The following is a 19,763-nucleotide window of genomic DNA, read 5'->3' on the forward strand; positions in this document are numbered from 1 at the left end:
CGGGTGGAGATTCTCTAGGCCTGCGTCCATTGCTCCAGCGCCCGTCGACCCTCCGCCGTCAGGCCGTAGAGCCCGCGGTCGATGCGCTCGAACCAGCCATAATGGTTGCTGCGCAGGATCTGGCCGGCGGTGGCGGCAAGCGGCGTCAGATCACGGGGGCGCAAGGGGCCGGTGGCGAGCGCCGCGGCCAAGGCCAGCGCCTGCTGGCGATAGGCGGTGAGGATCGGCACCTTGGTCGAGCCGCCCAGAGCCGGATCGCCGCTGCGGCCGCGGTGTTCGCGCAGAAGCCGGGTTCGCCGCTTGGGATTGCTGCGCGGCATGGGAGAAACGGCGCTGACCAGAACATCGACATGGCCTGCCTCCGAAATGCCGAGCATGCCGATCCCGAGTCTCCGGCAGAGATCGCGGTAGCGCTTGTCCGCCTCGCGTCCGCGACCCCGCGCCGAGATCCGCGCCGCGATCCAGACCTCGTCTGCCACGCTCGCCCGATCCACCGCCTGCAGGATGAGCTCCAGGTTGAACGTCAGTTTCAGCTCGCAGACCACCACCACGGGTGGCTCGCCTTCGCGCAGGCCCACGACGTCGCAGCCGGCGATCTCGCCCTTGACCGCATAGCCCGCCTGCTCGAGGAAGGCCTTGACCGGCCGATAGAGCGCGGTCTCCATCCGGCTTTGTGGCGAAGGTTCAGCCAATGGCAATCACTTCGAGGTCCTGCCCCCCCAGGCTGACCACGTCGCCGACCGCCTTCCCCATCAAAAGCCGCGCGACCGGCGCGGCAAAGGAGATCGAACCGGCCTTCGGATCCGCCTCGTCCTCGCCGACGATCCGGTATGTCTGCACCCGCCCGTCCTCGCGTGCGAAGGTAACCGTGCCGCCGAAGGAGACGATGTCGGTCGCAGCGGGCGGCGGCACAAGCTGGGCCGTGCGGACCCGTTCGGAGAAATAGCGGATGTCGCGCAGCGGCGCGGCCGTCTGCCGGCGCTTCTCGTTCACATCCTCGATGGCATTGGCGGTTGCGTAAGCCGCCTGCGCCGCCTGCAGCGCGCGTTCCAGCGCCTTGAGGCCGCTTTCGGTCACGAGGTTCGGTTCGGCGGAGATCGGACGGTCGGGCAGCAGGGTTTCCGCAGCCGTTTCCGCACTCTCCTCTTTCATGAACGCCACGCTCAAAGCTCAGTCCTCCTCATGGGCATGCGACGTCCCGTCTCAGATAGGGCGGCCAAGCCGCAAAACCGAGCAGGGGGTCAGACAGGGCGCGACACGTCGCGCGCCTGCGCATCCGCAACCGCGAGTTCGGCAAGTGCAAGCGCCGCGTCTCGCGTCCCGGCGGCGGCCACGAAGAGACCCTTGTGGCAGAAGCTCGCTCCCTCGATGCCGCAGGCCGCTTCCAGCGCCGCGCCGGTCAGCCCTGCCCAGTGCGCCGGCAGGTCTGCCCGCAGCTCGAAGCCGTCTTCGTTCTTGCGAATGCCGGTCACGCACCAGTCGCTGTCGCGCGGATGAACAACGAAGAGCAAATGGTCGGCACCCGCCTTCACGATCGCCGCGCGGAAGGGCATGCCCCGCGGCAGTTCGAGGATCCGGTTCTTGCCGGCCTCCGTGATCGCTGCGGTCACCAGGGCCTCGGCGCGCAGCTTCGCGGCGGCCCGGCCGATTTCGGCTTCGACGAAGCGGCGGGCCAGATCGAGGGCACTGTCAAAACAGCGCCGGTCTGCCTCCGGATCCGGATCGTCGAACACCGGCTTCAGCGTTTCGATCAGCGCCGGCAGGGTCAGTCCGGCCAGCGGCCCGGCCGAGGACGGATCGAGCGCGCCATTGTCCACCAGATCCACAGGCAGCACGAAACCCTGGTCGAAAGCGGCGTGAACCCCATCGATCTCCGCATCCCTTATGCCGGAAAGGGCCAGATAATCGCGACCGAAACTTTTCCAGATGAGCCCGAAGGAACTGTAGGGCGCGCCATCCGCGCGGGTGGGTGCGCCGCGCTGGTGGTGATCGAAGATGCAAGCATCGGGATCATAGGCGCCGCCGACATCATAGACGATCCGGTCCGGGCCAGGCCGGATCCAGTCAGGCGCGCGGCTGCGCACCAGCGTGGCATCGGGAAAGAGCCGCGTCAGGATCACGCTCGACAACACCTCGTCGGCATGAAAGCCACCCGAATGGGTGACGAGAAAAGAGGGGGTCATGCGCAGACTGCCTTGCAAGAAGATAAGAACCGCAGCGCGGCGTGAAGGACGCACATAGCCATTCGAGGCCGGCATCTCAAGCCGGCTGGCGGATCCGTCGTCTTCACACCCTTCCCGGTTCGCCTGCCCGGAGCGCGTCCTCACCCACACCAACGATGATCCTTTTCGAAAAGCCTTGATGCGGCCTCCAGAAAGAGTGCAGGCTGCCTTGCTCATCCATTCGTGCAGGATACGGGCGCCCAGCTGGCGTCCACGCAACCAGGTGAGACGGCGATGCTGATCAATGAGGGCGACAGGCGGACACCGCGGGCGGATCTGATGCTGGCCTGTTTGCTGGCTCTGGTCGCCGGCGGGGTGAACAGCGCCGGCTTCATGGCCTTCCGGTTCTTCTCGGCCAATATGACCGGAAACGTCTCGATGGCCTCCGAGCTCCTGGTGGCCGGCCCGTTCGACCTGGCGCTCGCCTTCCTGACCGTCGTCGCCCTGTTCATCCTCGGCGCCGTGCTCGCCACGCTGCTCATCGACCATGGCAAGCGGCGCGGCTGGGGCGCCGTCTACGCAATGGCGCTTCTGCTGGAGGCGGCAATCCTCTCCGCGGCAGGGCTCGTCTCAGCCCTCGGCGTTCCACCCAGCCATGCCGTGCTCGTCGTCGGGGCGCTCAGCCTTGCCATGGGCATCCAGAATGCCGCCTCCTCGCGTATTTCGGCAAACCGGGTCCGCACCACCCATGTCTCCGGCGCGGCAACCGATCTCGGCATCGAGCTTGCCCGTCTGCTGGGGCCGGTGCGTGGACGCGAGCGGGAGGAGCTGCGTTTCCGGCTGACACTGCATCTTTTCACCATTGCGAGCTTCGCCTTCGGCGGCATGCTGGGTGTCCTCGGATACCACAGCTTCGGATCCTTCACCTTCGTCGCCTTCTCCCTGCCGCTCGTGGGGCTCAGCGGATGGTATGCAAGACGGCTCACTCGCGGACAATGAAAGGCTGGCGAGCCCGCCGGGGTCATGGGACGGCCTTCGCAGTTGGCGTCCCTCTCTCGCGGAACATTCGGCCGCACGGCCGCTTTTGCCGGCATGAACATCCATACCGGTCCCCGCATTCTCCTCGTCGTCCTTGCCGTCAGCGCTCTGTGCGTCGGCGCGGTCTATGCGCTGTCGCTCGTCGTGCGCGACGAGGCGGGGCGGATCGATCCGAAGGAGAGCGTCATTGCGCCGGCCGGGCCTTCGGGATCCGGCGGCTAGACCGCTCCCGCCCGCATCCTGCCGGGCCTGAAGATGGAAGCATCGTCCGCATGGATAAAGAGCGCTCAGGCAGGGTAGCGGTTGCTCGGCGGCTCGAGCGGGATTGTTTCCTTCACCTCGATCTCGGTGCCGGAGTCGAGGACGATGTGGAGATCGCGCAGCATGTCGGCCGCGTCGATCAGGGTCGCGGCGATGGTCGGCTGATCCAGCGTTCCATCCTCGATCGTGGCGGCCACCTCTTCCAGCCCGAAGACCGCGTCTTTCACATTCGGGCTCGGCCAGCGCTCGATCTCGTCACGCATGGCCCGAATGGAGGACACGGCTTCTTCCAGAAGCGCCTTCACCACCTGCGGTGGCGCACCCGCACCATTGGCTGTCTTGATCAGCATGGCGATCTGCGCGTTCACATCCTGCATACCCGATCCCCTTGCGCCTGCGCATGACCAAAATGGCATGCCCTCGTGGTAATTCAACAACGAGACACGGGTTCCCGCCTGTCTGCGCAGAGAGGCGGTTGTGGACAGAGTGCGGGACGAGCGGTTCTGGATCAACAGTCGGACGAAGGCAGATGGCGGACAGGGAGTCCGTCTAACCCCTGTACGCAGCTGTTCACGGTCGTGCCCTAACTCACTGTTCCGCTTGATATTCGTTTTCCTGTCGTCCAATGTCGTTCGCATCTGTTCTCAGATGCCCGCTTGTCGAAGTGGGGAAGGAAGTGGGGAAGCATGGCGCGCTCGCTGCAAAAACTTTCTGATGCCATCGTCAAGTCTACCAAGCTCAAGGCGGGTCGCCACAGCGACGGTGGAGGCCTTTACCTGAACGTCACGCCTACCGGCTCCCGATCCTGGCTATTCATGTGGAGCCGGGACGGAAAGCGGCGTGAAATGGGTATGGGCTCTTACCCAGCCGTCACGCTGTCAAAGGCGCGCAGTCTCTCCTCCTCCTATCGAGAGATGGTCGCGGCCGGCAGCGATCCGATAGCCGAGAAGGCGAAAATCGAGGAGCCAAGCTTCAGAGACTGCTGCGACCAGTTCCTCTCGTCGATGGAAACGCAGTGGCGAAACGAGAAGCACCGGGCGCAATGGCGATCCACCCTAAACGATTACTGCCAGAGCATAGCCGCAAAGAAGGTCTCGACCATCACGACGACCGATGTGCTTGGAGTTCTGCAGCCGATCTGGACGACGAAGAACGAGACCGCCAGCCGCGTGAGAGGCCGCATTGAGCGCGTCCTCGACTTTGCAAAAGCCAAGGGTTGGCGAGAGGGCGAAAATCCCGCTGTTTGGCGCGGCCATCTCAAAAACGTTCTCCCAGCTCGTCAGAAGCTATCCAGAGGCCATCACGCGGCTATGCCGTTCGATGCGGTGCCGGCGTTTATGGCGCAGCTCAAGGAATCCGACGCAATGGCGGCACGCTGCCTTGAATTTGTTATCCTCACCGCGGCTCGCTCCGGAGAGGCTCTTGGAGCGCAGTGGAACGAGATCGACTTTGCAGCCAAGGTCTGGACCGTTCCTGCGAACCGGATGAAGGCCGGCCGTGTGCATCGCGTTCCTTTGACCGATCCGGCCCTGGCTATCCTCCTGCCCCTGTATGGGGCTCGAAAGAACGACGGCCTCGTTTTTTCAGGTCAGAAGGAAGGCCGCCCGCTCTCTGTCATGGCAATGGCTATGCTGTTGCGCCGCATGAAGCACGACGGCGTCACTGTCCACGGCTTCCGCAGCGCCTTTCGTGATTGGGCAGGAGACAAGACAACATTCCCCCGCGAAGTCGCAGAGGCTGCGCTGGCGCACACAGTGGGAGACCAGACCGAGAGAGCTTATCGCCGCTCCGATGCTCTTGCGCGCCGGCGTAAACTTATGGAGGCATGGGCAAGTTTCGTTTGGTCAGGTCAAACGAGGCAGGGCGTCGTAGTGCCGCTTAGACGAGGCAACGCTTCCACATGACCAAACTCAAGCTCGGGAGGTTCAGCCCACCTTCGAACCTGAATGGGGCCGTATCTGATGCCGACTGGAGCCGAGTGCAAGAGCTCTTCGCTGCCCATAGACGGGGAACGCCATTGGCATCGGAAGCCCGTGCAGAGCTTGAAACTATCCGTGGCCATTATTTAGTTTGGCAGTATGCCGAAAAGAAAGGCGCCAATCAGGACGCCCTTAAACAAGAAATTGCCTTGGTGGAGGACGCTGCGAAGGGGCTACGCTTCCTCTCCCGCTACGGAGGTGCAGCAGATGACGTGAGCGCAAGTGTTGCTCAGCCGCTGACACAGGAATACCGATCGCTTCCAGTTCACATGAACCCGCGGAAGCTTTTAGCGGTTTCAGATGAGAACGCCTACACTCGGGCCCTTTCCGATGAGTATCTTGAGCCAATAGCCGTCCTTTTGGACGCCGAATTGCTGCGAGCCGTTAGCCAATCTGTAGACGGAGCCATTTCGCGACTGAGGGGCCGTCTCGCAACTTCACCAAGCATTCGCAGTGGTGATGCACTTCTGTTCCTGGATAGCCAGCTGAAGGCATGGGCGAAGAAGCACGAGCTTCCTCACGGAGTTAGCAAGAACAGCAACGAGGGCAGCGCATCTGGTGCGAAATGGCCTTACCCCGCACTTGTTTTGCTAATCGACCAATTATCGCCTCAAGATGTCCGCTCGCTCAAGTCCAGCGAGGTAGCATCCGTCAGCGCCCGTATCCTTGAAGTCAGAAAGCGCCGCCGAGCAAAGCCAACAGATGGGGAGTAAACCTCGGACAAATCCCGTTGAAAAACTCCCCAAGACCTAAGCGGCCGGTCGCGGAATAGTTGGACCGTTCAGGGCGGACAGCCCTGAATGCGTACCGGGCGGCACCCCGGCGGATCAAGGCAAATGCCAAAAATTTCCATGACGATAAACGATGCCGTTGCCTACAGCGGCATTGGCCGCACCAAGCTTTATGAGCTGGTGAAGTTGGGTCAGCTGACGCCCAAGAAGCTCGGGACCCGCACCCTCATCATCACCGAAGAGCTCGATGCGTATATCCGCTCCCTGCCCGACATGAAGTCGGCAGCGTAGGGGGCGGATCAATGAAAACGAAGAACCCCGTCGCGCGGGTGCGGGACAGGGCTCCTGAAGTCATCAAAACTCTTGGCGGAGTAGATGCTCAGGAACTTAAAGCCTCACCCTCCGAAAGTCTAGCGGTTCGCCGCATCGCTCAGCGATTTCATCTGTCGCTCAGCCACGCTCGCACGGTTTGCGAGCTTGCCGGGATCGGGGGTGCCGCATGACCGCTGCCCTCTCCCTACTCTCCCCCATCTCCACTCCGGCCAGGAAGCCCGCTCTCACTGCGCTCAGAGGCCACCTGCAAAAGGAGGGCTTTTGATGCCCCGTACCATTGACACCCTTACCGCACGCATTCTCCCTGATAGCCGGATCGTGACCGTCAAAGGCAGAGATGCTTGGGCGCTTCGCAATCTTGTTAGCGCTGGTCCGGTCGGCTGCACGCCCATAGATCAGCCTGGCCCTCGTTGGGCGCACTATGTCTTTAAGTTGCGTCGATCCGGCCTCATCATCGAAACTATCGAAGAGAAACACGGCGGGCCCTATGCCGGCACCCATGCTCGTTACGTCCTGCGTACACAGGTCGAAGTTGTCGACGAGAGCGGGAGGGCTGCCGCATGACAGTCGACCTCGACCCTCAAACCGTGGCCGCTGCGAAGTGGCTCGCCGCCCAAGAGGAGCCACCCGCAAGGGTGGTTCCGAGCATCCGCGAGCGCTTTCACCTCACCGCTATCGAGGCCTGCAACGCCTGCGCTCTGGCCCGCCACTATCGCCAGCATGGGAGGCGCGACAATGCGTGAGTTTTCCAAGGTCTCTCCGAAGGTATGGCGGAATAAGCAGTTCCGCGCCTTGCCGACGAACGATGCTCAGCTCGTCTTTCTGTATTTTCTCACCTGCGACCATCAGAACAGCGCCGGCTCTTATTGTGTGCCTGACGGATACGCTGCCGCGGATCTGAACTGGACCATCACCCGGTATGTCGAGGCCCGTAATCTTGTCGTACAGGCCGGCCTTATCGTCTTCGACGAGGACACTGACGAGCTTTTTATCAGCGGCTGGTTCAGCAAAAACCCGTCCATGAATCCGAAGCACGCACGCTCGATCGAGGCTGCGATTGCCAAAATTGACAGCGGCGTTGTCCGCGAGGCTGCTGAAGAAGGTTTTCAGCGCTCTGAGGAACTGAAAGAGGCCCGCGCGTCGAAGTCAGGCGGTGGCAACGTGTTGGAGATGATGGACAGATTAGCCTCGTCTAACTATATGACCAGGGGGCGCTCATGATACCGTATCGGAAGGGTATGGAAACCGTATCGATATACAAGAGAGAAGAGAGGGAGACTGAGAGGGAGACGAGAGAGGGAAAGAGGTACTCAGAGAGGAACTCAGACAAAAGAGGATCATCCGCGGAATCGCTTAAATTCAAAAGCCAACCGATCGCTAAGATTGAACGTGGTTTGGCTTTGGAGGAAGAGCCGACCTTCAGCGTCTATGCGGATGGAGCGTGTGAGCCAAACCCAGGAACCGGAGCATGGGCCTTTGTCGTCTACAGGAACGGCATAGAGCAGTATTCCGAAGCAGGGGCGGAGCTTCACACCACAAACAACCGCATGGAACTGACGGCGGTCCTGAGGGCTCTGGATTGGATCTCCGTAAACGCGCCCTCCAAAGCCCTCTTGCACTCGGATTCTCAGTACGTCGTGCGAGGCTGCAATGAATGGCGGCGTCGGTGGATGGCCAAGGGCTGGAAGAAGGGTTCCGCGGATATGCCGAACGCGGATCTCTGGCGAGAGCTGGACGGAAGGCTTGAAGCGCAGCCGGTCAGCTTGATTTGGGTTCGCGGTCATTCCGGCATCGTCGGCAACGAGCGCGCCGATCGTCTCGCTTCAGACGCTATCGCCGCCCTGGAGGCTAGCCGCGCATGATTAGACCGCTGCAAGAGCAACCTGTAATCGCTCATCGAGCCACCATCCTGCCTATTCTGATGCTGCCGGAGGAGGTGATCGGGATGAAGCAAGCCGGCGTCCTATGCGGCAAAGATCCGCGGACCATCCGGGCCTTGTGTCGAAAGCACGGTATCGGCCATCAGGCTCTACCGAATGCCCCTTGGGATATATCCGCTCCCGGGCTTGTGTTGGCGCACCATGGCGACCTTGAAGGGTTGGAAGCCTTGCGAGAAGGCGACAGGGATAACCCGCGTGTTCGCCGCGCCTTGGATCATGTCGCGCGCGTTCTAGCATTTCGTCCCGCCTGAATGCCAACGGATGCTGCACAGTGCTTAACATGCCGGATTCACAGCGATTCTTAGCCGTGAGATGATCGGGCCTCATTAGTCGAGGAACGATCATGAGCGATGTAATGGAGCAGAAGGCACGCGAGCTTCGCGTTCCCGTCATGCTACGGGGCGCGAATGTCATGGAGAGCTTTCGCGAGAGCCTGTTCGACGCTGCCAACCGTGCCGGCATCACCCCCAACGAGTTTGTCATCGAGGCGGCAGCGGAAAAGCTCATGCGCTCCGGCCGCAGGTTCTCAGGCGTGTTCCGTAAAGGCGACCTTTCCCAACTCAACGGAGGGCTCGGCGCTTGAGCGACGCACAGACCGGCCCGCGCCTCCACCTGACGACAAACTGGAGCATCGACGAAATCTACATCTACGGCCCGCTGATCACAGCGGCGCTGCGGAAGCTCATCGGCATGTATCCCGAAGGAGCCACGCTCAAGAGCATTGCGGATGAGATTTTCTCTGGCGCTCTGCAGCTCTGGCTGATGCTGGACGGCGACGACTTCAAGGGCATCGTGCTCACCGAGATGAAGACCGTAGAGGCCACGGGGCACAAGTCGGTCATGGTTACGGGTCTTGCCGGTGAAGACGGCATCGAGCTCGCCCCGCACATCGCAACTATCGAAGCCTGGGCTGCTGAAGAGGGAGCTAACTGCGTCCTTCCAATCGGGCGGGTTGGCTGGAAAAAGCCGCTTGCTCCTCTTGGGTATCGGATCGATCGGGTCGTTTATCGGAAGGATCTCTAAATGGGCGGTCAAACCTCAACGCAGCAGACAGAGTCCAAGCCGCCAGCATGGTCCAAGCCGCTTTTCGAGCAGTCCGCTATGGAGGCTCAGAAGCTTTACAATGCCGGCAAGGGCGCAAACCCGTACCTTGGCGACACCACGGCCGGTCTTGGCGGCACGACCATCGGAGGCATTCGTGACATCCAAGCTGCAAACAATTACCTGCCAGACAAAACCATGTCTGCGTCGAACCTCCGCGGGATGGCGAAGGGCAAGTACCTCAACGACTCCTTCTCGCAGGACAATCTGGCCGGTATGGCTTCCGGTAACATGCTGGATAGTTCGTTCGCACAGAAGAACCTGTCCGACGTGGCGTCGGGCAAGTACCTGGCGAGCGGCAACCCGTACTTCAAGGACGCCCTGCAGGCTCAACTGAACGACACCGCTGATCAGGTGCAGTCGTCCTTCGCCGGAAGTGGGCGGTATGGCTCAGGAGCCAATACAGGTGTTCTGACCAGCCAACTCGGCAACATCCGTGCAAGCGCGATGTCCGACCAGTACAATCGCGATATGCAGAACATGCTGACCGCGAATGGTCAGATCGATGCGGCACGTGCTGGACTGCGCGGAGACATGCTGAGTGCCAACAGTCAGATCGACTCGACGCGGGCGGGTCTGATGAACAACATGCTCGCGGCTAACGGTCAGATTGACGCCGCCAATTCCAACCTGTTCCAGAACAGGATTCTCGGTGGTCAAGCGCAGATCGACGCAGGCAAGCTTCAGGACGCTGCCCGGCAAGCTGAGCTCGACGCGGCGCAGAACCGCTTTATCGCCAAGGACAACGAGGGCTGGAACCGCCTTGGGCTGCTTCAGTCAGCAGCGGCTGGTTCGGCCGGCAACTACGGCCTCAATACGACGACGCAACGGACGAGCGGAAACTTTTTGCAGGACGTCGGCGCAGTTGGTTCGGGTATCGGCGGGATGAAGCGTTCCGACTACCGCCTGAAAGAGAACATCAGCCCCGTGGGCTCCAAGAATGGCCTGCCGATCTACGAATGGAACTACATCGGAGACGGCCTGCGATACCGCGGCGTGATGGCGCAAGATGTGCTTGCGGTCATGCCCGAAGCAGTCGGGGTTTACGAAGACGGCTTTCTAGGCGTCTTTTACGACCGCATCGGTATCGAAATGGAGCTCGCCTAGTGGACCCGCTCGACGCCCTCAATTTCATCGTGACACCAGCCGACGTGCATGAGGCTTTGACACCTCTCGCCCTGTCTCTCCGTGATCCTGTCACGCATGAGGTGGATGAGGAGCGCGGGCGACAGATTTTCCAAGATGTGGTCTCGAACGCGATGCACTCGATCGAGAAGCATGTCGCGATGCACGGCGGCTCCGAAGCTCATTACCGCCTCGCGCTCGAAACCTTCGTCACATCACTGCAGGCCGGCCTTCAGGGCTATCAATAGAAAGGGCACGTCATGGCCTTCAACATGCTCCAGTTCCTCGGCCTTGCTCCTCAGGTGGTTGACGGAAACATGCTCACGCAGACGGGTGGCATTCCTGTCCCCACGCCTAAGCCACAGAACATGCTGCTCGGTGGCCAGGTGGGGCCGACCCAGGCTCATACAGCGGGAATGCCTATCATCGGTTCTGACGGAGCCGGTCGGGCATCCTCTCCAGGCGCAGTTGAGCCGAAGAAATCAATCTTCCAGGCCTTCAACGACTTTTCGAACAGCGACCGTGGTCAGTACCTCAACGACATGTTCGCAGGTTGGGCGATGGGCTCTAGTCCAAGCGAAAGTTTGGCCATGGGTGCGAAGTTGGCCGGGGCTAACCAGCGCGAACGCAGGCAGACCAACGAAACCGTCAGTTGGCTGCAGAAGCGTGGCATGGATGCCGAAGGCGCAAAGATGATGGCCAGCAATCCGAAGGCGCTTGGCGACTATCTCCAGCAGATGAACAACCCGAACGCAGCGCTTGAGAATGAATACAAGCGCGCGCAAATCGATGCGCTCAGGGCCAAACCGCAAGTGCAGTGGCAGAAACTGGATGATGACACCCTGTTCAACCCCTCGACCGGCGACACACGTGACCTTGCGGCAACCGGCCCGAATGGTGCTCGACCGTTCCGATATGGCGGTAACTCCGTAGAGGCGCAGTCGCTTAACGGCTTGATGGAAAGCGGACGGCTTACTCCTGAGCAGGCACAGCAGCTTGGCGCAGGAAAGACCATCACGGGCACAAATGGGGAGATCATCTTCATGACCCCCAACGGCGTCTTCAGCCAGCCGTCGCAAGGTCAGGCGAGCGGATCTCCGGTCCCGATGAGCGGCACGACAACGCCCGCGCCAGCCACTCCCCCTGCGGCTCCGGGCGGCATCGCTCCAGCGCTTGGCCGGAACGCCGGCCTCATTCCGCTCACTGCTCCGAAGAACACCGCGGGGCAGTTGCCTGCGGAAATGGGAGCTCGGATCGGCTTGGGGGATGCCTTCCTCAAGGAGCTTCCGAACCTTCGCGAGCAAATTACACGCGGCGATGCTTCGGGCCCGATAGACGGCCTTATGCTGAAGATGGGCGTCGGAAAGCCCGCGGATATCTGGCGCAATATCGAGACCGGCCGGGATGCACTTGTGCGCAACCTGACTGGCGCGGGCATGTCGCAATCGGAAGCCGAAAATCAGGCGGCGCGCTACCAGATTGAGCCGACCGACAGAGCCGAAACCATGCTCTCGAAACTCAACAATCTTGAACGCGACCTAAGGGCGACCCGTGAAGGCGCGATTGGCGCTCGCACAAGCGGCCTTGGTGCCGCTCCTGCATCGAGCAGCGACCCGCTCGCAGCGGCCAAGGCTGCCATTGCAAGGGGAGCACCGCGCGATGCAGTCATCCAGCGACTTCGCCAAAACGGCATCAACCCGGAGGGTCTGTGATGGCCGATATCACATTCAACGACCTCATTCCGCAAGACAAGCGCCAGACCGCTAGCCCTCAGGACTTGAGCTTCGACGACCTCATTCCCCAGGGTGACGGAGTTGCGCTCAATGCAGGGGCCGGCCTCAATAGCGCGCTCTACACGACCCTTGGGGCTCCAGTGGATCTTGCCCGAGGAGCAATCAACATGGGGATCAGGGGTACGAATTACGCCTTGGGCAGTGACCTTGCTCAAGTGCCCTCAGACTCGTTCGGCGGCTCGGAAAGCATCTCCAGCATGTTCGGGGCCATCGGTGTTCCAGAGCCGAAGGACGTTCGGGCAGAGACGACGGGCGAGCGGATCGCTCGCGGCGCTGGCGAGGGGGTTGGCTACGCGGTCGCTCCTGAAGCAGCGATCGGTGGGCTTATGCGAACCGGCACACTCACAGGCCAGCTTGGCGAGGCTGCGGCTCGGATGTTTGGTTCCGGCTCTAGCGCCGGTAGTACGGTGGCGAATGCTGTCTCAGGCGGCGCTGCAGGCGCTGGAGCGACCGGGGCCATGGAAGCCGCCCCAGATCAATGGAAGCCGCTGGCCGGCCTTGCTGGAGGCATGGGAGGCGGTTTTGCAGGGGCTTTGGCTTCCACCTCACCGCAAATCGCAAAAGCAGCGGGTCGGAGCGTTGCCGATTTTGCCGCCCCCTTTACGGCAGGCGGCAGGGAACGGCTTGCGGCTGATCAACTAGCGAATGCTGCTACCGATCCGGCTGCAGTTCGGGCAGCGATTGCCGATATCCCGCCGGAGTTGGTGCCAGGCTCTCAGCCGACCACGTTCCAGCTTACGGGAGATATGGGGTTGGGCGGACTGGAGCGGGCCGCACAGACTCGTAAGCCTGAAGCCTTCAACCAGCGTCGTGCCGATCAGAACAGCGCACGCTTGGCATCCCTCGAAAGCCTTCAACCATTCGGAGCCCCTGAAAAAGTCGCTGAAGCCGCAAGGGGGTACGTCCGTTCTATCGAGGATATGACGCAACAAGCCTATGATTTAGGCCTACAGCGGGCACGAGACAGCGCCGATGCAGTTGGCCAAGGTGTCGCTCCGGAAATCGCAGGCGAGCGCCTGCGAGCTGCTCTGGAAGAAGGGAGGGCATCTGCCAAGGCTCTTGAGCGGAACCTATGGTCAACGGTCGATCCTGATGGCAGCCTGGCGCTCGGAACCGGCAAGACACGGCAACAGGTGGCGACCACACTGAGCACCTTCCCGAAGTCTGCGAAGCCACCGCAGGGGGAAGAGGCTGCGATCTACAGCGCCGTGAACAGTTACGGCGACGTGATGCCGTTCTCCGAGGTGACTGCACTTCAGAGCCGCGTGAAGACGGAGCTCAGGGCCGAGCGCCTTGCCAATGGCGAGAGCCCCGCTTATCGTCGGCTCTCGCAACTGAACGGGGCGTTGCAGGCTGACATTGAGCAGGCGGTTGCCGGCAAGATGCAGCAGCAAGCCCAGGCGGTTGCCCGCGGCGAATTGAGTTTCGAAGAGACTCTTGCCGCGAGTTTTCAGCGAGAACTGGAAAACTGGAAAAGTGGACGACAAACGGTCGCAAGGGATTCGAGCGGTGGCGCGGGTGCTGGACGGTATGGACCCGGGCGAACATCTGCCGTTCCTGGCATATCTGGAGCAGCGGGCAAAGCTGACCGGGGATTTGGACCAGCTCAGGGCTATCAAGGACTATCGAGCGGACAGAGCCTCCTCCCGAACTTCGACAGAGCCGCCGCAGAGCGCCTAGCAGCAGCGCAGGCCGCAACGCGAAGCCGTGCAGATGTCTTCGACAACAAGACGCTCGCTCCGATCAGCAAGCGCCCCTCTACGGTGGCGCCCTATGACATGCCGGCAGCTTCCATCCCGGCCCGCATCTTCTCGGCACGTCCGGACAGCGTCGAAGCTATCGCTGCCTTAAGGCAGGCGGTCGGGGATCGGACGGCGCTTCGGCAGATCGAGGACTATGCGGTCGATCGCCTGCGCAAGACGGCGCTCAATCCTGACGGCACATTCGATCCAGCCAAGCTGGAAAGCTGGAGGCGCAGTCACTCCGACGCCCTCAAGGCTCTGCCCGAACTTGATGCCCGTTTGCAGAATGCCTCCGTCGCATCGCGTACCCTTGCTGAAGTTTCGAAGGAGCGCCGCTTTGCCACAGACGAGGCCAGGCAGAGCCGTTTGGGTGCTTTGTTAGAGCTGAGCGACCCCTCAGACGTGACGCGCGTCGTGGGCTCGATATTCCAGCGCCAGGACCGCATGCAGCAAATGGCAAAGCTCGCCTCTGTCGCCGGCAAAGACCCGGAGGCGAAGCAGGGGCTGCGCAAGGCAATCGTCGATCATATCGCCGGCCGTCTCGTCTCGAACACGGAAGTAGGCACGAGCGGGCAAGGAGCCATCAAGTCAAACCAGTTCCAAACCTTCATCCGTGACAATGCCAACGCGCTCCGCGTAGCCGGTTTCTCCGCCGATGAGGTGAAGAACATGACCGCGGTTGCCGAAGACCTGCAGCGGGCAAACCGCTCCCTGACGGCAGTTCGTTTTCCCGGCCAATCGAACACCGCTCAGGATGTCTACAAGATCCAGGCGGGTGACGCTCCTGCGACCATGCTCGGCCGCATCGCCATGGGTGCAGCTGCCACAGGAGGCTTTGCAGCGAATGGAGCAACGGGAGGATTCTTAGGGATCGTCGGGGCAAAGGCGGCATCAGCCATGCGGGAATATGGGCTGGAAACGGTGAACGATATTGTTGCGGACGCTCTACTCAATCCAGCACGAGCCCGCATCCTCCTGCAGAAAGCCACGCCTGCCAATCAAGGCGCAATCTCGGAAATCATGGCCCGGAACTACCGAAACGCTGTGGTGGCCGGTGCAGCCGTGACAACCACTGACCAATCGTCCGAAAAGTAGGAGGCGCCTGTGACAGCACTTGCCTCAAACGCAGAGAAGGTCACGACCTTGAAGCTCCAAACGAGCGAACGGGCGAAGGTCTCTAAGGAGAAGCCAGTGCATTGCTCGGCTGACGGTGGGCTGCAGATTTCCCATCCGGCCTGGATGGAGTCGATTGGCACCGACAAGGTGGAGGCCGCAGAATACATCGCGGTGCAACTGGCAACATTTGCTGGAAACTCGGGCAACATCGTGAGCGAGAAGGAGCTCGACTTCCTCACACAAACGGTGATGGCGGTTGCTCCTCGCGACCACATCGAGATGCTCCTCGCCACCCAAATGGCAGCAGTTCATCAGCTGACCATGACTGTTGCGATGCGTGCGAAGCGCTCCGAGAACATCCCGAAGTCCGAGGTCTACCACCGGCAGACGAACCAGCTCATGAGGACGTTCGCAGCGCAGACCGAGGCGCTGAAGCGCTATCGGACGGGAGGCAAGCAAACGGTCAAGGTGAAGCACGTCCATGTGCACGAGGGCGGCCAGGCCATCGTCGGTAATGTCCAGGGGAGGGGTAAGGGGGGTGAGTGAATTGACCGGTTCAACCTCATGCAACGGATCGCTGGCAATGCACAAGTCGCCACGCTGCACCGCTCGTTCGAAGAGGAGTGGGCTCAAGTGCCAGTCTCCGGCCGTGACCGGCTTCGCCGTCTGCCGAATGCACGGGGCCCGAGGCGGGGCACCGAAGGGGCAGAGGAATGGCAATTACCGACACGGCGGATCAACCGTCGAAGCGAAGGAAAGCGCCGCAGAGACCCGGTCGTTGATCAAGCTGTTTCGAGAGCTTCAAAGCGCGATGGGCTAGAACGAACGCTTGCATGAGGTTCGGTGTGCAGACATTGGCCATTCGGCAAGATGAAGAGGCGAACGAGAAGAGATGACGCCATCTGAGCGGTGGGCCGCATTTTGTGTGATGACGGTCGTGTTCGCCATTCTCTGCCGAATGGCCCGTGGTTCTTTTCACCGCGTAATGAAGCGGAGACAGCCAGTAGGCGCTTCGGAGCAGGACAAGGTGCCGGGAGCGAGCTAGAGGCTGTGACGCTAGTCAGGGCCGCCTGTTCATCAATGGCCGCGCTTCTGTCTTGGGGTCGGCCATCAGGACGCGATCCTTCCGGAACTTCTCGACTGCGCGACGTAAGCGACGCTTCTGCTCAGTACGTTCAGCTGCTCGGATATTGGGGAAGAACTTACGATATGACTCGCGATCAACGTCAGGAGCCAGCTTGTCCTCGTTCACCGTAAAATACCAAACCTGCAGAACCTGCGCTTCGATCGGTAGCGGCATTCCAAGCGCCATATAGTCGTGCCAGCCCTCCCAAAGAACCACGTCGTTCTGGGCGTCTGAAAACGCTGCCAGCAGTTCCGTATCCTCCCTCACGGTTTTTTTGTCAGCATTGTAGAAATGCTTCATCGCGTTCCAAAACTTGTTTCTCAGATGGGGGATACCTGACGGTTTGAGATCCGGATGCAGCCTCTTGATGAGCGCTGAAAGAATGTCTGCGTTTCGCATTTGGCCGACACTCTCTAGGAGCTCGCAGGCGCCGCAGGCCAGCACTTGAACCGAAATCGGGTCTCTGTCTCTGATGAATAGCTCGGTCGCTGTGCCGAGTTGTGCCCGGGCAATGTCTAGCTTCAGCTGATGCTCATTCATGCCGTGAGGTGCTCCCATTAGGCAGCGCATTGTGCGCGAAAAAGGGTGGCTGAGAAAGCCCCAGGTGGGCTGCAGCAGTCCCCTGCGAAGCGACTTGTCACCGGCCTGTCATTTGTGAGTCATATCAATGCGTTCGATCACAAGGAGGCGAGAATGACTGAACTGGATGAGTTGCTTCGTCAAAGAGCCGAACTCGACGCGAAAATTGTGCAGGTCAAAGCCGAGGCTTTAGAGGGTCTGAAAGTCCAGTTCGCTGAACTGGCAACGAAGCTGCGTGCTGTCGATGCACTTCCTCGGCCACTGGTGGACCTGTTCACTGACAAGGCTGGAACTTTCAATGCCTATCGGGTTATGAGAGTTCGAAAAGCCGAAGGCTAAACATCGCTCGTCTTGTCAGCGATGGACCTCAGGACGCTAACTAAAAACGCGCAGTCTGCTGCACGTGCACGTGCAAGGATGTTGCGTGAGGGGATTACCCCCAGCGGGCATAAGGTCTGGTCCGAGGAAGAGGATCTTGCCTGCCGGCTCTTCTATCCCGACTATTTCGCTCTCGGCAGGCTTCTGCCGCACCGTTCCCGGGTGGCTGTCAGACACAGGTGTGCAAAGCTGGGTCTCGTGCGCAAGTATGCATCATGGCCCGCTGTCGAGAGGCAGAAGCTGCGGCGGCTCTATCCTTCCTCTACAAGAGAAGAGCTATGCGCGGCTTTCCCCGGTGTCTCTTGGCTCAGCATCTGCTCTGCAGCGCAACGATACGGGTACAGGCGCGACCGGAAGCCATATAAGATTACCGGCGTAGCGGCGTTGGATCAGGTCCGTTCGCGATGCTTTGAAATGAGATGGATCATGCGGGATCTAGACGAGGAAGCCCGCACCAAGCGCTACTTTCAGACGCGTGGAAGCGATGGTCGGTATCCGAATTTCAAAGCCATCCGGCGGGCAGTTGTCGCCCTCGGTGGCGATTTTGAGGTCCGCTGGCGTGGTGATGAGGATTGAGGACTTCACGGAGACCCAAGCACTCGCCGCAGTCACCAGCTTGTTGAAGAGCTAAGCGGGCTCAGGATGACTCAGGGAAGGCCAAGGAGAAGGATCTACGGCGTTGAGCAACAAGACAGCGGCAAAGTCAGGAACCCCGTCCACGGCCTCCTGTGAGTCAGGAAATGGCAATTTCAGTTAGTGCCTCTAGTGACGTGGTGTTTTTGGGGAATGTCTGCTGGGTTCGCATGCTTCTACGTGATGGTTTGGAGGACCTACCGAAGCCGACTTTCGGAGGCTTCCAGGTTCAGAGCTGAATAGCTCGCACTATCGGGACCCTATTCCAGCTTTGTTTAGGCACCTAAATAGCCGGCCTTATAGCGGCGATGCTGGCAACCGACCGGACGAAATCAACTTGACGATTCAGCCCGGTCTTTCTTAGCAAGCTTTTGACATGGCTACGAACACTTGAAATTGAAGTGCGACGTCGTATCGCGATATCCTCAACCGTATCTCCCTTTGCGAGCAGAACTGCGACGTGAGCTTCCACGGGGGAAAGGTCGTACAGCCAACGAAGCCATTCCGGTTCTATTACTGCACTCTCTTTTGGTTGTGCCAGAGCCAAAAGCGTGCCGCCGTCGCCCAAGATATCGCGCGCATGGAAGCAGGCTGGAATCGCGTGGAGGACACCTACGATGCCATCTGCACCAGACAACGGTATCGAACGAACCTTCGGACTAGTCCTCGCCACGGGTGATAATGCTTCCTTCAAAAAACGATTCGCACGCGGATCCGCGAGCACAACCCCTCCAAAGGCTGAAGGTAGGAAAACTGATCCGGAAAGTCTGTCGAAGAGCCCGTTGGTTGCGACAACGGAGTGGTTCCTAGCAATCACTGCAGCGGGAATGCCCACCATACCAAGTGCTGCCGTCGCAGTTGACGCCTGCTTCATTTTCAATCGGCTAGAGAGTGCAATCGAACGCGCGAGGTGTGGTCGGTAGTAGTCTAACCAAGCAATCTCATGCGGCGTAAAGCTGCCTGCCATTTGGCCGCGATCTACTGAAAAGACGGCAAGGTCCTCTCGGGCGCCGTTAATCACCGTAGCTGCTGTATAGAAGATATTACGGGGGCGCAAAAAGTCCGTGACAATTGGTAAACTATCGTAATCGCCGGCATACACATCGCTGTCTTGTATGAATCCAGGGTGAGCACGTCTAATAAGATCCTCTAGCCGCGGATTCCGTTTATTCCATCCCCCTGCAGTGTACTCCTCCATTATTTCGCGCGTTGCAAACGGTGCGTCCCAGAACAGCTCGCCGTCTGCTAAAATGAAAAGCGACCCCCCGCGCGCGTTCATGTGATCCGAGAACCTGTCGATAACACCGCTCCACTCATCTGGAATGAGCGCGGCGGTATAGATGCGATTTACGAGATCAGCGTCGTGTTCAAGCATACTGGTCACTTAAATTTGAAAAAAAGCGCAGCATGCCACATGCTGATCGATTCGCAATAAATTCAGAAGGTGCAAAACCTCACCTACTCACTTAGACCAGAATAGGACTGCGTTCAGCAGCTCCCTGAATGGATCGCCCCTAAGCGAACCGCAATTTTCAAGCCCACCTTTGGTAGTACGAGCAGGTACGGCAGGCGCATAAACCCTCCTCCTCCCCAACATTGGGGAAGACTTGTAGCTTTCGCCGTATGCCAATGATCCCTAATTCATTACAGGGGGCAAACTTGAAAAAGCTGATCGTATTATTCCTGACTATCGCGTCTCTTTCCGCATGTGTGCCAGGTGGGGGCA

The 19,763-nt window shown here is 60.2% G+C and carries 24 protein-coding genes; 18 read left to right on the forward strand and 6 right to left on the reverse strand.

The genetic code is table 11. The annotated features are described in order from the left end of the window. Positions 1 to 14: 14 nt before the first annotated feature. The 3 genes from U8330_RS00530 to U8330_RS00540 form a co-directional block, all read right to left on the reverse strand. Positions 15 to 665 (reverse strand): DUF2161 domain-containing phosphodiesterase, encoded by a 651-nt coding sequence (locus U8330_RS00530; RefSeq protein ID WP_323107070.1) that lies wholly within the window; start codon positions 663 to 665, stop codon positions 15 to 17. 19 nt (positions 666 to 684) lie between these two features. Then, positions 685 to 1,167 carry a transcription elongation factor GreA gene (greA, locus tag U8330_RS00535; RefSeq protein WP_323103131.1) on the reverse strand — a complete coding sequence of 161 codons (483 nt, stop codon included), beginning with the start codon at positions 1,165 to 1,167 and terminating at the stop codon, positions 685 to 687. A 74-nt stretch (positions 1,168 to 1,241) separates the two neighbouring features. Beyond that, positions 1,242 to 2,183 (reverse strand): MYG1 family protein, encoded by a 942-nt coding sequence (locus U8330_RS00540; protein WP_323103133.1) that lies wholly within the window; start codon positions 2,181 to 2,183, stop codon positions 1,242 to 1,244. A gap of 273 nt (positions 2,184 to 2,456) precedes the next feature. Between U8330_RS00540 and U8330_RS00545 the strand changes: the two genes are divergently transcribed. Continuing rightward, complete coding sequence (locus U8330_RS00545; protein ID WP_323103134.1) at positions 2,457 to 3,161, forward strand: YoaK family protein; 705 nt, start codon at positions 2,457 to 2,459, stop codon at positions 3,159 to 3,161. Positions 3,162 to 3,254: 93 nt separating this feature from the next. Continuing rightward, complete coding sequence (locus U8330_RS00550; protein ID WP_323103135.1) at positions 3,255 to 3,422, forward strand: hypothetical protein; 168 nt, start codon at positions 3,255 to 3,257, stop codon at positions 3,420 to 3,422. A gap of 65 nt (positions 3,423 to 3,487) precedes the next feature. Here U8330_RS00550 and U8330_RS00555 read toward each other — a convergent pair whose 3' ends face one another. Then, positions 3,488 to 3,838 carry a hypothetical protein gene (locus U8330_RS00555; protein WP_323103136.1) on the reverse strand — a complete coding sequence of 117 codons (351 nt, stop codon included), beginning with the start codon at positions 3,836 to 3,838 and terminating at the stop codon, positions 3,488 to 3,490. 309 nt (positions 3,839 to 4,147) lie between these two features. Between U8330_RS00555 and U8330_RS00560 the strand changes: the two genes are divergently transcribed. From U8330_RS00560 to U8330_RS00625, 14 genes are all read left to right on the forward strand, one after another. Then, positions 4,148 to 5,365: a tyrosine-type recombinase/integrase gene (locus tag U8330_RS00560; RefSeq protein WP_323103137.1), complete on the forward strand. Its 1,218-nt coding sequence runs from the start codon at positions 4,148 to 4,150 to the stop codon at positions 5,363 to 5,365. Next, complete coding sequence (locus tag U8330_RS00565) at positions 5,362 to 6,153, forward strand: hypothetical protein (RefSeq protein WP_323103138.1); 792 nt, start codon at positions 5,362 to 5,364, stop codon at positions 6,151 to 6,153. Before U8330_RS00560 ends, U8330_RS00565 begins: the two co-directional genes overlap by 4 nt. A 138-nt stretch (positions 6,154 to 6,291) precedes the next feature. Continuing rightward, positions 6,292 to 6,462, forward strand: a complete 171-nt coding sequence (locus U8330_RS00570) for a helix-turn-helix domain-containing protein (RefSeq protein ID WP_323103139.1) — start codon at positions 6,292 to 6,294, stop codon at positions 6,460 to 6,462. A 306-nt stretch (positions 6,463 to 6,768) separates the two neighbouring features. Further along, positions 6,769 to 7,068, forward strand: a complete 300-nt coding sequence (locus tag U8330_RS00575) for a winged helix domain-containing protein (RefSeq protein WP_323103140.1) — start codon at positions 6,769 to 6,771, stop codon at positions 7,066 to 7,068. Beyond that, positions 7,065 to 7,247, forward strand: a complete 183-nt coding sequence (locus U8330_RS00580; protein WP_323103142.1) for a hypothetical protein — start codon at positions 7,065 to 7,067, stop codon at positions 7,245 to 7,247. The genes U8330_RS00575 and U8330_RS00580 overlap by 4 nt, the downstream gene beginning before the upstream one ends. Next, the gene (locus U8330_RS00585) at positions 7,240 to 7,725 is read left to right on the forward strand and encodes a hypothetical protein (protein WP_323103143.1); all 486 of its coding nucleotides are present in this window, start codon (positions 7,240 to 7,242) and stop codon (positions 7,723 to 7,725) included. Before U8330_RS00580 ends, U8330_RS00585 begins: the two co-directional genes overlap by 8 nt. Positions 7,726 to 7,742: 17 nt before the next feature. Beyond that, entirely contained in the window at positions 7,743 to 8,366 is a 624-nt protein-coding gene (locus U8330_RS00590; RefSeq protein ID WP_323103144.1) for a ribonuclease H, read from the forward strand. Positions 8,367 to 8,787: 421 nt separating this feature from the next. Then, a complete protein-coding gene (locus U8330_RS00595) occupies positions 8,788 to 9,027 on the forward strand; it encodes a hypothetical protein (RefSeq protein WP_323103146.1) in 240 nt (79 codons plus the stop codon). Next, the gene (locus U8330_RS00600; protein WP_323103147.1) at positions 9,024 to 9,467 is read left to right on the forward strand and encodes a hypothetical protein; all 444 of its coding nucleotides are present in this window, start codon (positions 9,024 to 9,026) and stop codon (positions 9,465 to 9,467) included. The genes U8330_RS00595 and U8330_RS00600 overlap by 4 nt, the downstream gene beginning before the upstream one ends. Next, entirely contained in the window at positions 9,468 to 10,652 is a 1,185-nt protein-coding gene (locus U8330_RS00605; protein ID WP_323103148.1) for a tail fiber domain-containing protein, read from the forward strand. It abuts the gene before it with no gap. Further along, on the forward strand, positions 10,652 to 10,918 hold the full coding sequence (locus U8330_RS00610) for a hypothetical protein (RefSeq protein WP_323103150.1): 267 nt from the start codon (positions 10,652 to 10,654) through the stop codon (positions 10,916 to 10,918). Before U8330_RS00605 ends, U8330_RS00610 begins: the two co-directional genes overlap by 1 nt. Before the next feature lie 12 nt (positions 10,919 to 10,930). Then, a complete protein-coding gene (locus U8330_RS00615; protein ID WP_323103151.1) occupies positions 10,931 to 12,382 on the forward strand; it encodes a hypothetical protein in 1,452 nt (483 codons plus the stop codon). Continuing rightward, a complete protein-coding gene (locus tag U8330_RS00620) occupies positions 12,382 to 15,300 on the forward strand; it encodes a hypothetical protein (protein WP_323103152.1) in 2,919 nt (972 codons plus the stop codon). The genes U8330_RS00615 and U8330_RS00620 overlap by 1 nt, the downstream gene beginning before the upstream one ends. Positions 15,301 to 15,309: 9 nt before the next feature. After that, positions 15,310 to 15,867 carry a hypothetical protein gene (locus tag U8330_RS00625; protein ID WP_323103154.1) on the forward strand — a complete coding sequence of 186 codons (558 nt, stop codon included), beginning with the start codon at positions 15,310 to 15,312 and terminating at the stop codon, positions 15,865 to 15,867. Between the two features lie 514 nt (positions 15,868 to 16,381). Here the strand turns inward: U8330_RS00625 and U8330_RS00630 are convergent. Continuing rightward, entirely contained in the window at positions 16,382 to 16,987 is a 606-nt protein-coding gene (locus U8330_RS00630; protein WP_323103155.1) for a hypothetical protein, read from the reverse strand. Between the two features lie 153 nt (positions 16,988 to 17,140). Here U8330_RS00630 and U8330_RS00635 point away from each other — a divergent pair, with 153 nt between their 5' ends. Both U8330_RS00635 and U8330_RS00640 read left to right on the forward strand, forming a co-directional pair. Further along, positions 17,141 to 17,365, forward strand: coding sequence for a hypothetical protein (locus U8330_RS00635; protein WP_323103157.1), 225 nt, complete (start codon positions 17,141 to 17,143; stop codon positions 17,363 to 17,365). Positions 17,366 to 17,830: 465 nt separating this feature from the next. Next, positions 17,831 to 17,980: a hypothetical protein gene (locus tag U8330_RS00640; protein ID WP_323103159.1), complete on the forward strand. Its 150-nt coding sequence runs from the start codon at positions 17,831 to 17,833 to the stop codon at positions 17,978 to 17,980. A gap of 340 nt (positions 17,981 to 18,320) precedes the next feature. Here U8330_RS00640 and U8330_RS00645 read toward each other — a convergent pair whose 3' ends face one another. Continuing rightward, positions 18,321 to 19,412, reverse strand: coding sequence for a hypothetical protein (locus U8330_RS00645; RefSeq protein WP_323103161.1), 1,092 nt, complete (start codon positions 19,410 to 19,412; stop codon positions 18,321 to 18,323). Positions 19,413 to 19,763 lie beyond the last annotated feature (351 nt).

The organism is Rhizobium sp. CC-YZS058, from assembly GCF_034720595.1.
GTDB lineage: Bacteria > Pseudomonadota > Alphaproteobacteria > Rhizobiales > Rhizobiaceae > Ferranicluibacter.

Excerpts from the sequence above, each read along its gene's own strand:
- U8330_RS00530 (WP_323107070.1), bottom strand. The coding sequence starts at position 665 with ATGGAGACCGCGCTCTATCGGCCGGTCAAGGCCTTCCTCGAGCAGGCG.
- U8330_RS00585 (WP_323103143.1), top strand. The coding sequence starts at position 7,240 with ATGCGTGAGTTTTCCAAGGTCTCTCCGAAGGTATGGCGGAATAAGCAG.
- U8330_RS00560 (WP_323103137.1), top strand. The coding sequence starts at position 4,148 with ATGGCGCGCTCGCTGCAAAAACTTTCTGATGCCATCGTCAAGTCTACC.
- U8330_RS00640 (WP_323103159.1), top strand. The coding sequence starts at position 17,831 with ATGCGGGATCTAGACGAGGAAGCCCGCACCAAGCGCTACTTTCAGACG.
- U8330_RS00550 (WP_323103135.1), top strand. The coding sequence starts at position 3,255 with ATGAACATCCATACCGGTCCCCGCATTCTCCTCGTCGTCCTTGCCGTC.
- U8330_RS00645 (WP_323103161.1), bottom strand. The coding sequence starts at position 19,412 with ATGCTTGAACACGACGCTGATCTCGTAAATCGCATCTATACCGCCGCG.
- U8330_RS00615 (WP_323103151.1), top strand. The coding sequence starts at position 10,931 with ATGGCCTTCAACATGCTCCAGTTCCTCGGCCTTGCTCCTCAGGTGGTT.
- U8330_RS00630 (WP_323103155.1), bottom strand. The coding sequence starts at position 16,987 with ATGAATGAGCATCAGCTGAAGCTAGACATTGCCCGGGCACAACTCGGC.
- U8330_RS00595 (WP_323103146.1), top strand. The coding sequence starts at position 8,788 with ATGAGCGATGTAATGGAGCAGAAGGCACGCGAGCTTCGCGTTCCCGTC.
- U8330_RS00565 (WP_323103138.1), top strand. The coding sequence starts at position 5,362 with ATGACCAAACTCAAGCTCGGGAGGTTCAGCCCACCTTCGAACCTGAAT.
- U8330_RS00570 (WP_323103139.1), top strand. The coding sequence starts at position 6,292 with ATGACGATAAACGATGCCGTTGCCTACAGCGGCATTGGCCGCACCAAG.
- U8330_RS00555 (WP_323103136.1), bottom strand. The coding sequence starts at position 3,838 with ATGCAGGATGTGAACGCGCAGATCGCCATGCTGATCAAGACAGCCAAT.
- U8330_RS00620 (WP_323103152.1), top strand. The coding sequence starts at position 12,382 with ATGGCCGATATCACATTCAACGACCTCATTCCGCAAGACAAGCGCCAG.
- U8330_RS00580 (WP_323103142.1), top strand. The coding sequence starts at position 7,065 with ATGACAGTCGACCTCGACCCTCAAACCGTGGCCGCTGCGAAGTGGCTC.
- U8330_RS00540 (WP_323103133.1), bottom strand. The coding sequence starts at position 2,183 with ATGACCCCCTCTTTTCTCGTCACCCATTCGGGTGGCTTTCATGCCGAC.
- U8330_RS00545 (WP_323103134.1), top strand. The coding sequence starts at position 2,457 with ATGCTGATCAATGAGGGCGACAGGCGGACACCGCGGGCGGATCTGATG.
- U8330_RS00575 (WP_323103140.1), top strand. The coding sequence starts at position 6,769 with ATGCCCCGTACCATTGACACCCTTACCGCACGCATTCTCCCTGATAGC.
- U8330_RS00635 (WP_323103157.1), top strand. The coding sequence starts at position 17,141 with ATGACTGAACTGGATGAGTTGCTTCGTCAAAGAGCCGAACTCGACGCG.
- U8330_RS00605 (WP_323103148.1), top strand. The coding sequence starts at position 9,468 with ATGGGCGGTCAAACCTCAACGCAGCAGACAGAGTCCAAGCCGCCAGCA.
- U8330_RS00590 (WP_323103144.1), top strand. The coding sequence starts at position 7,743 with ATGGAAACCGTATCGATATACAAGAGAGAAGAGAGGGAGACTGAGAGG.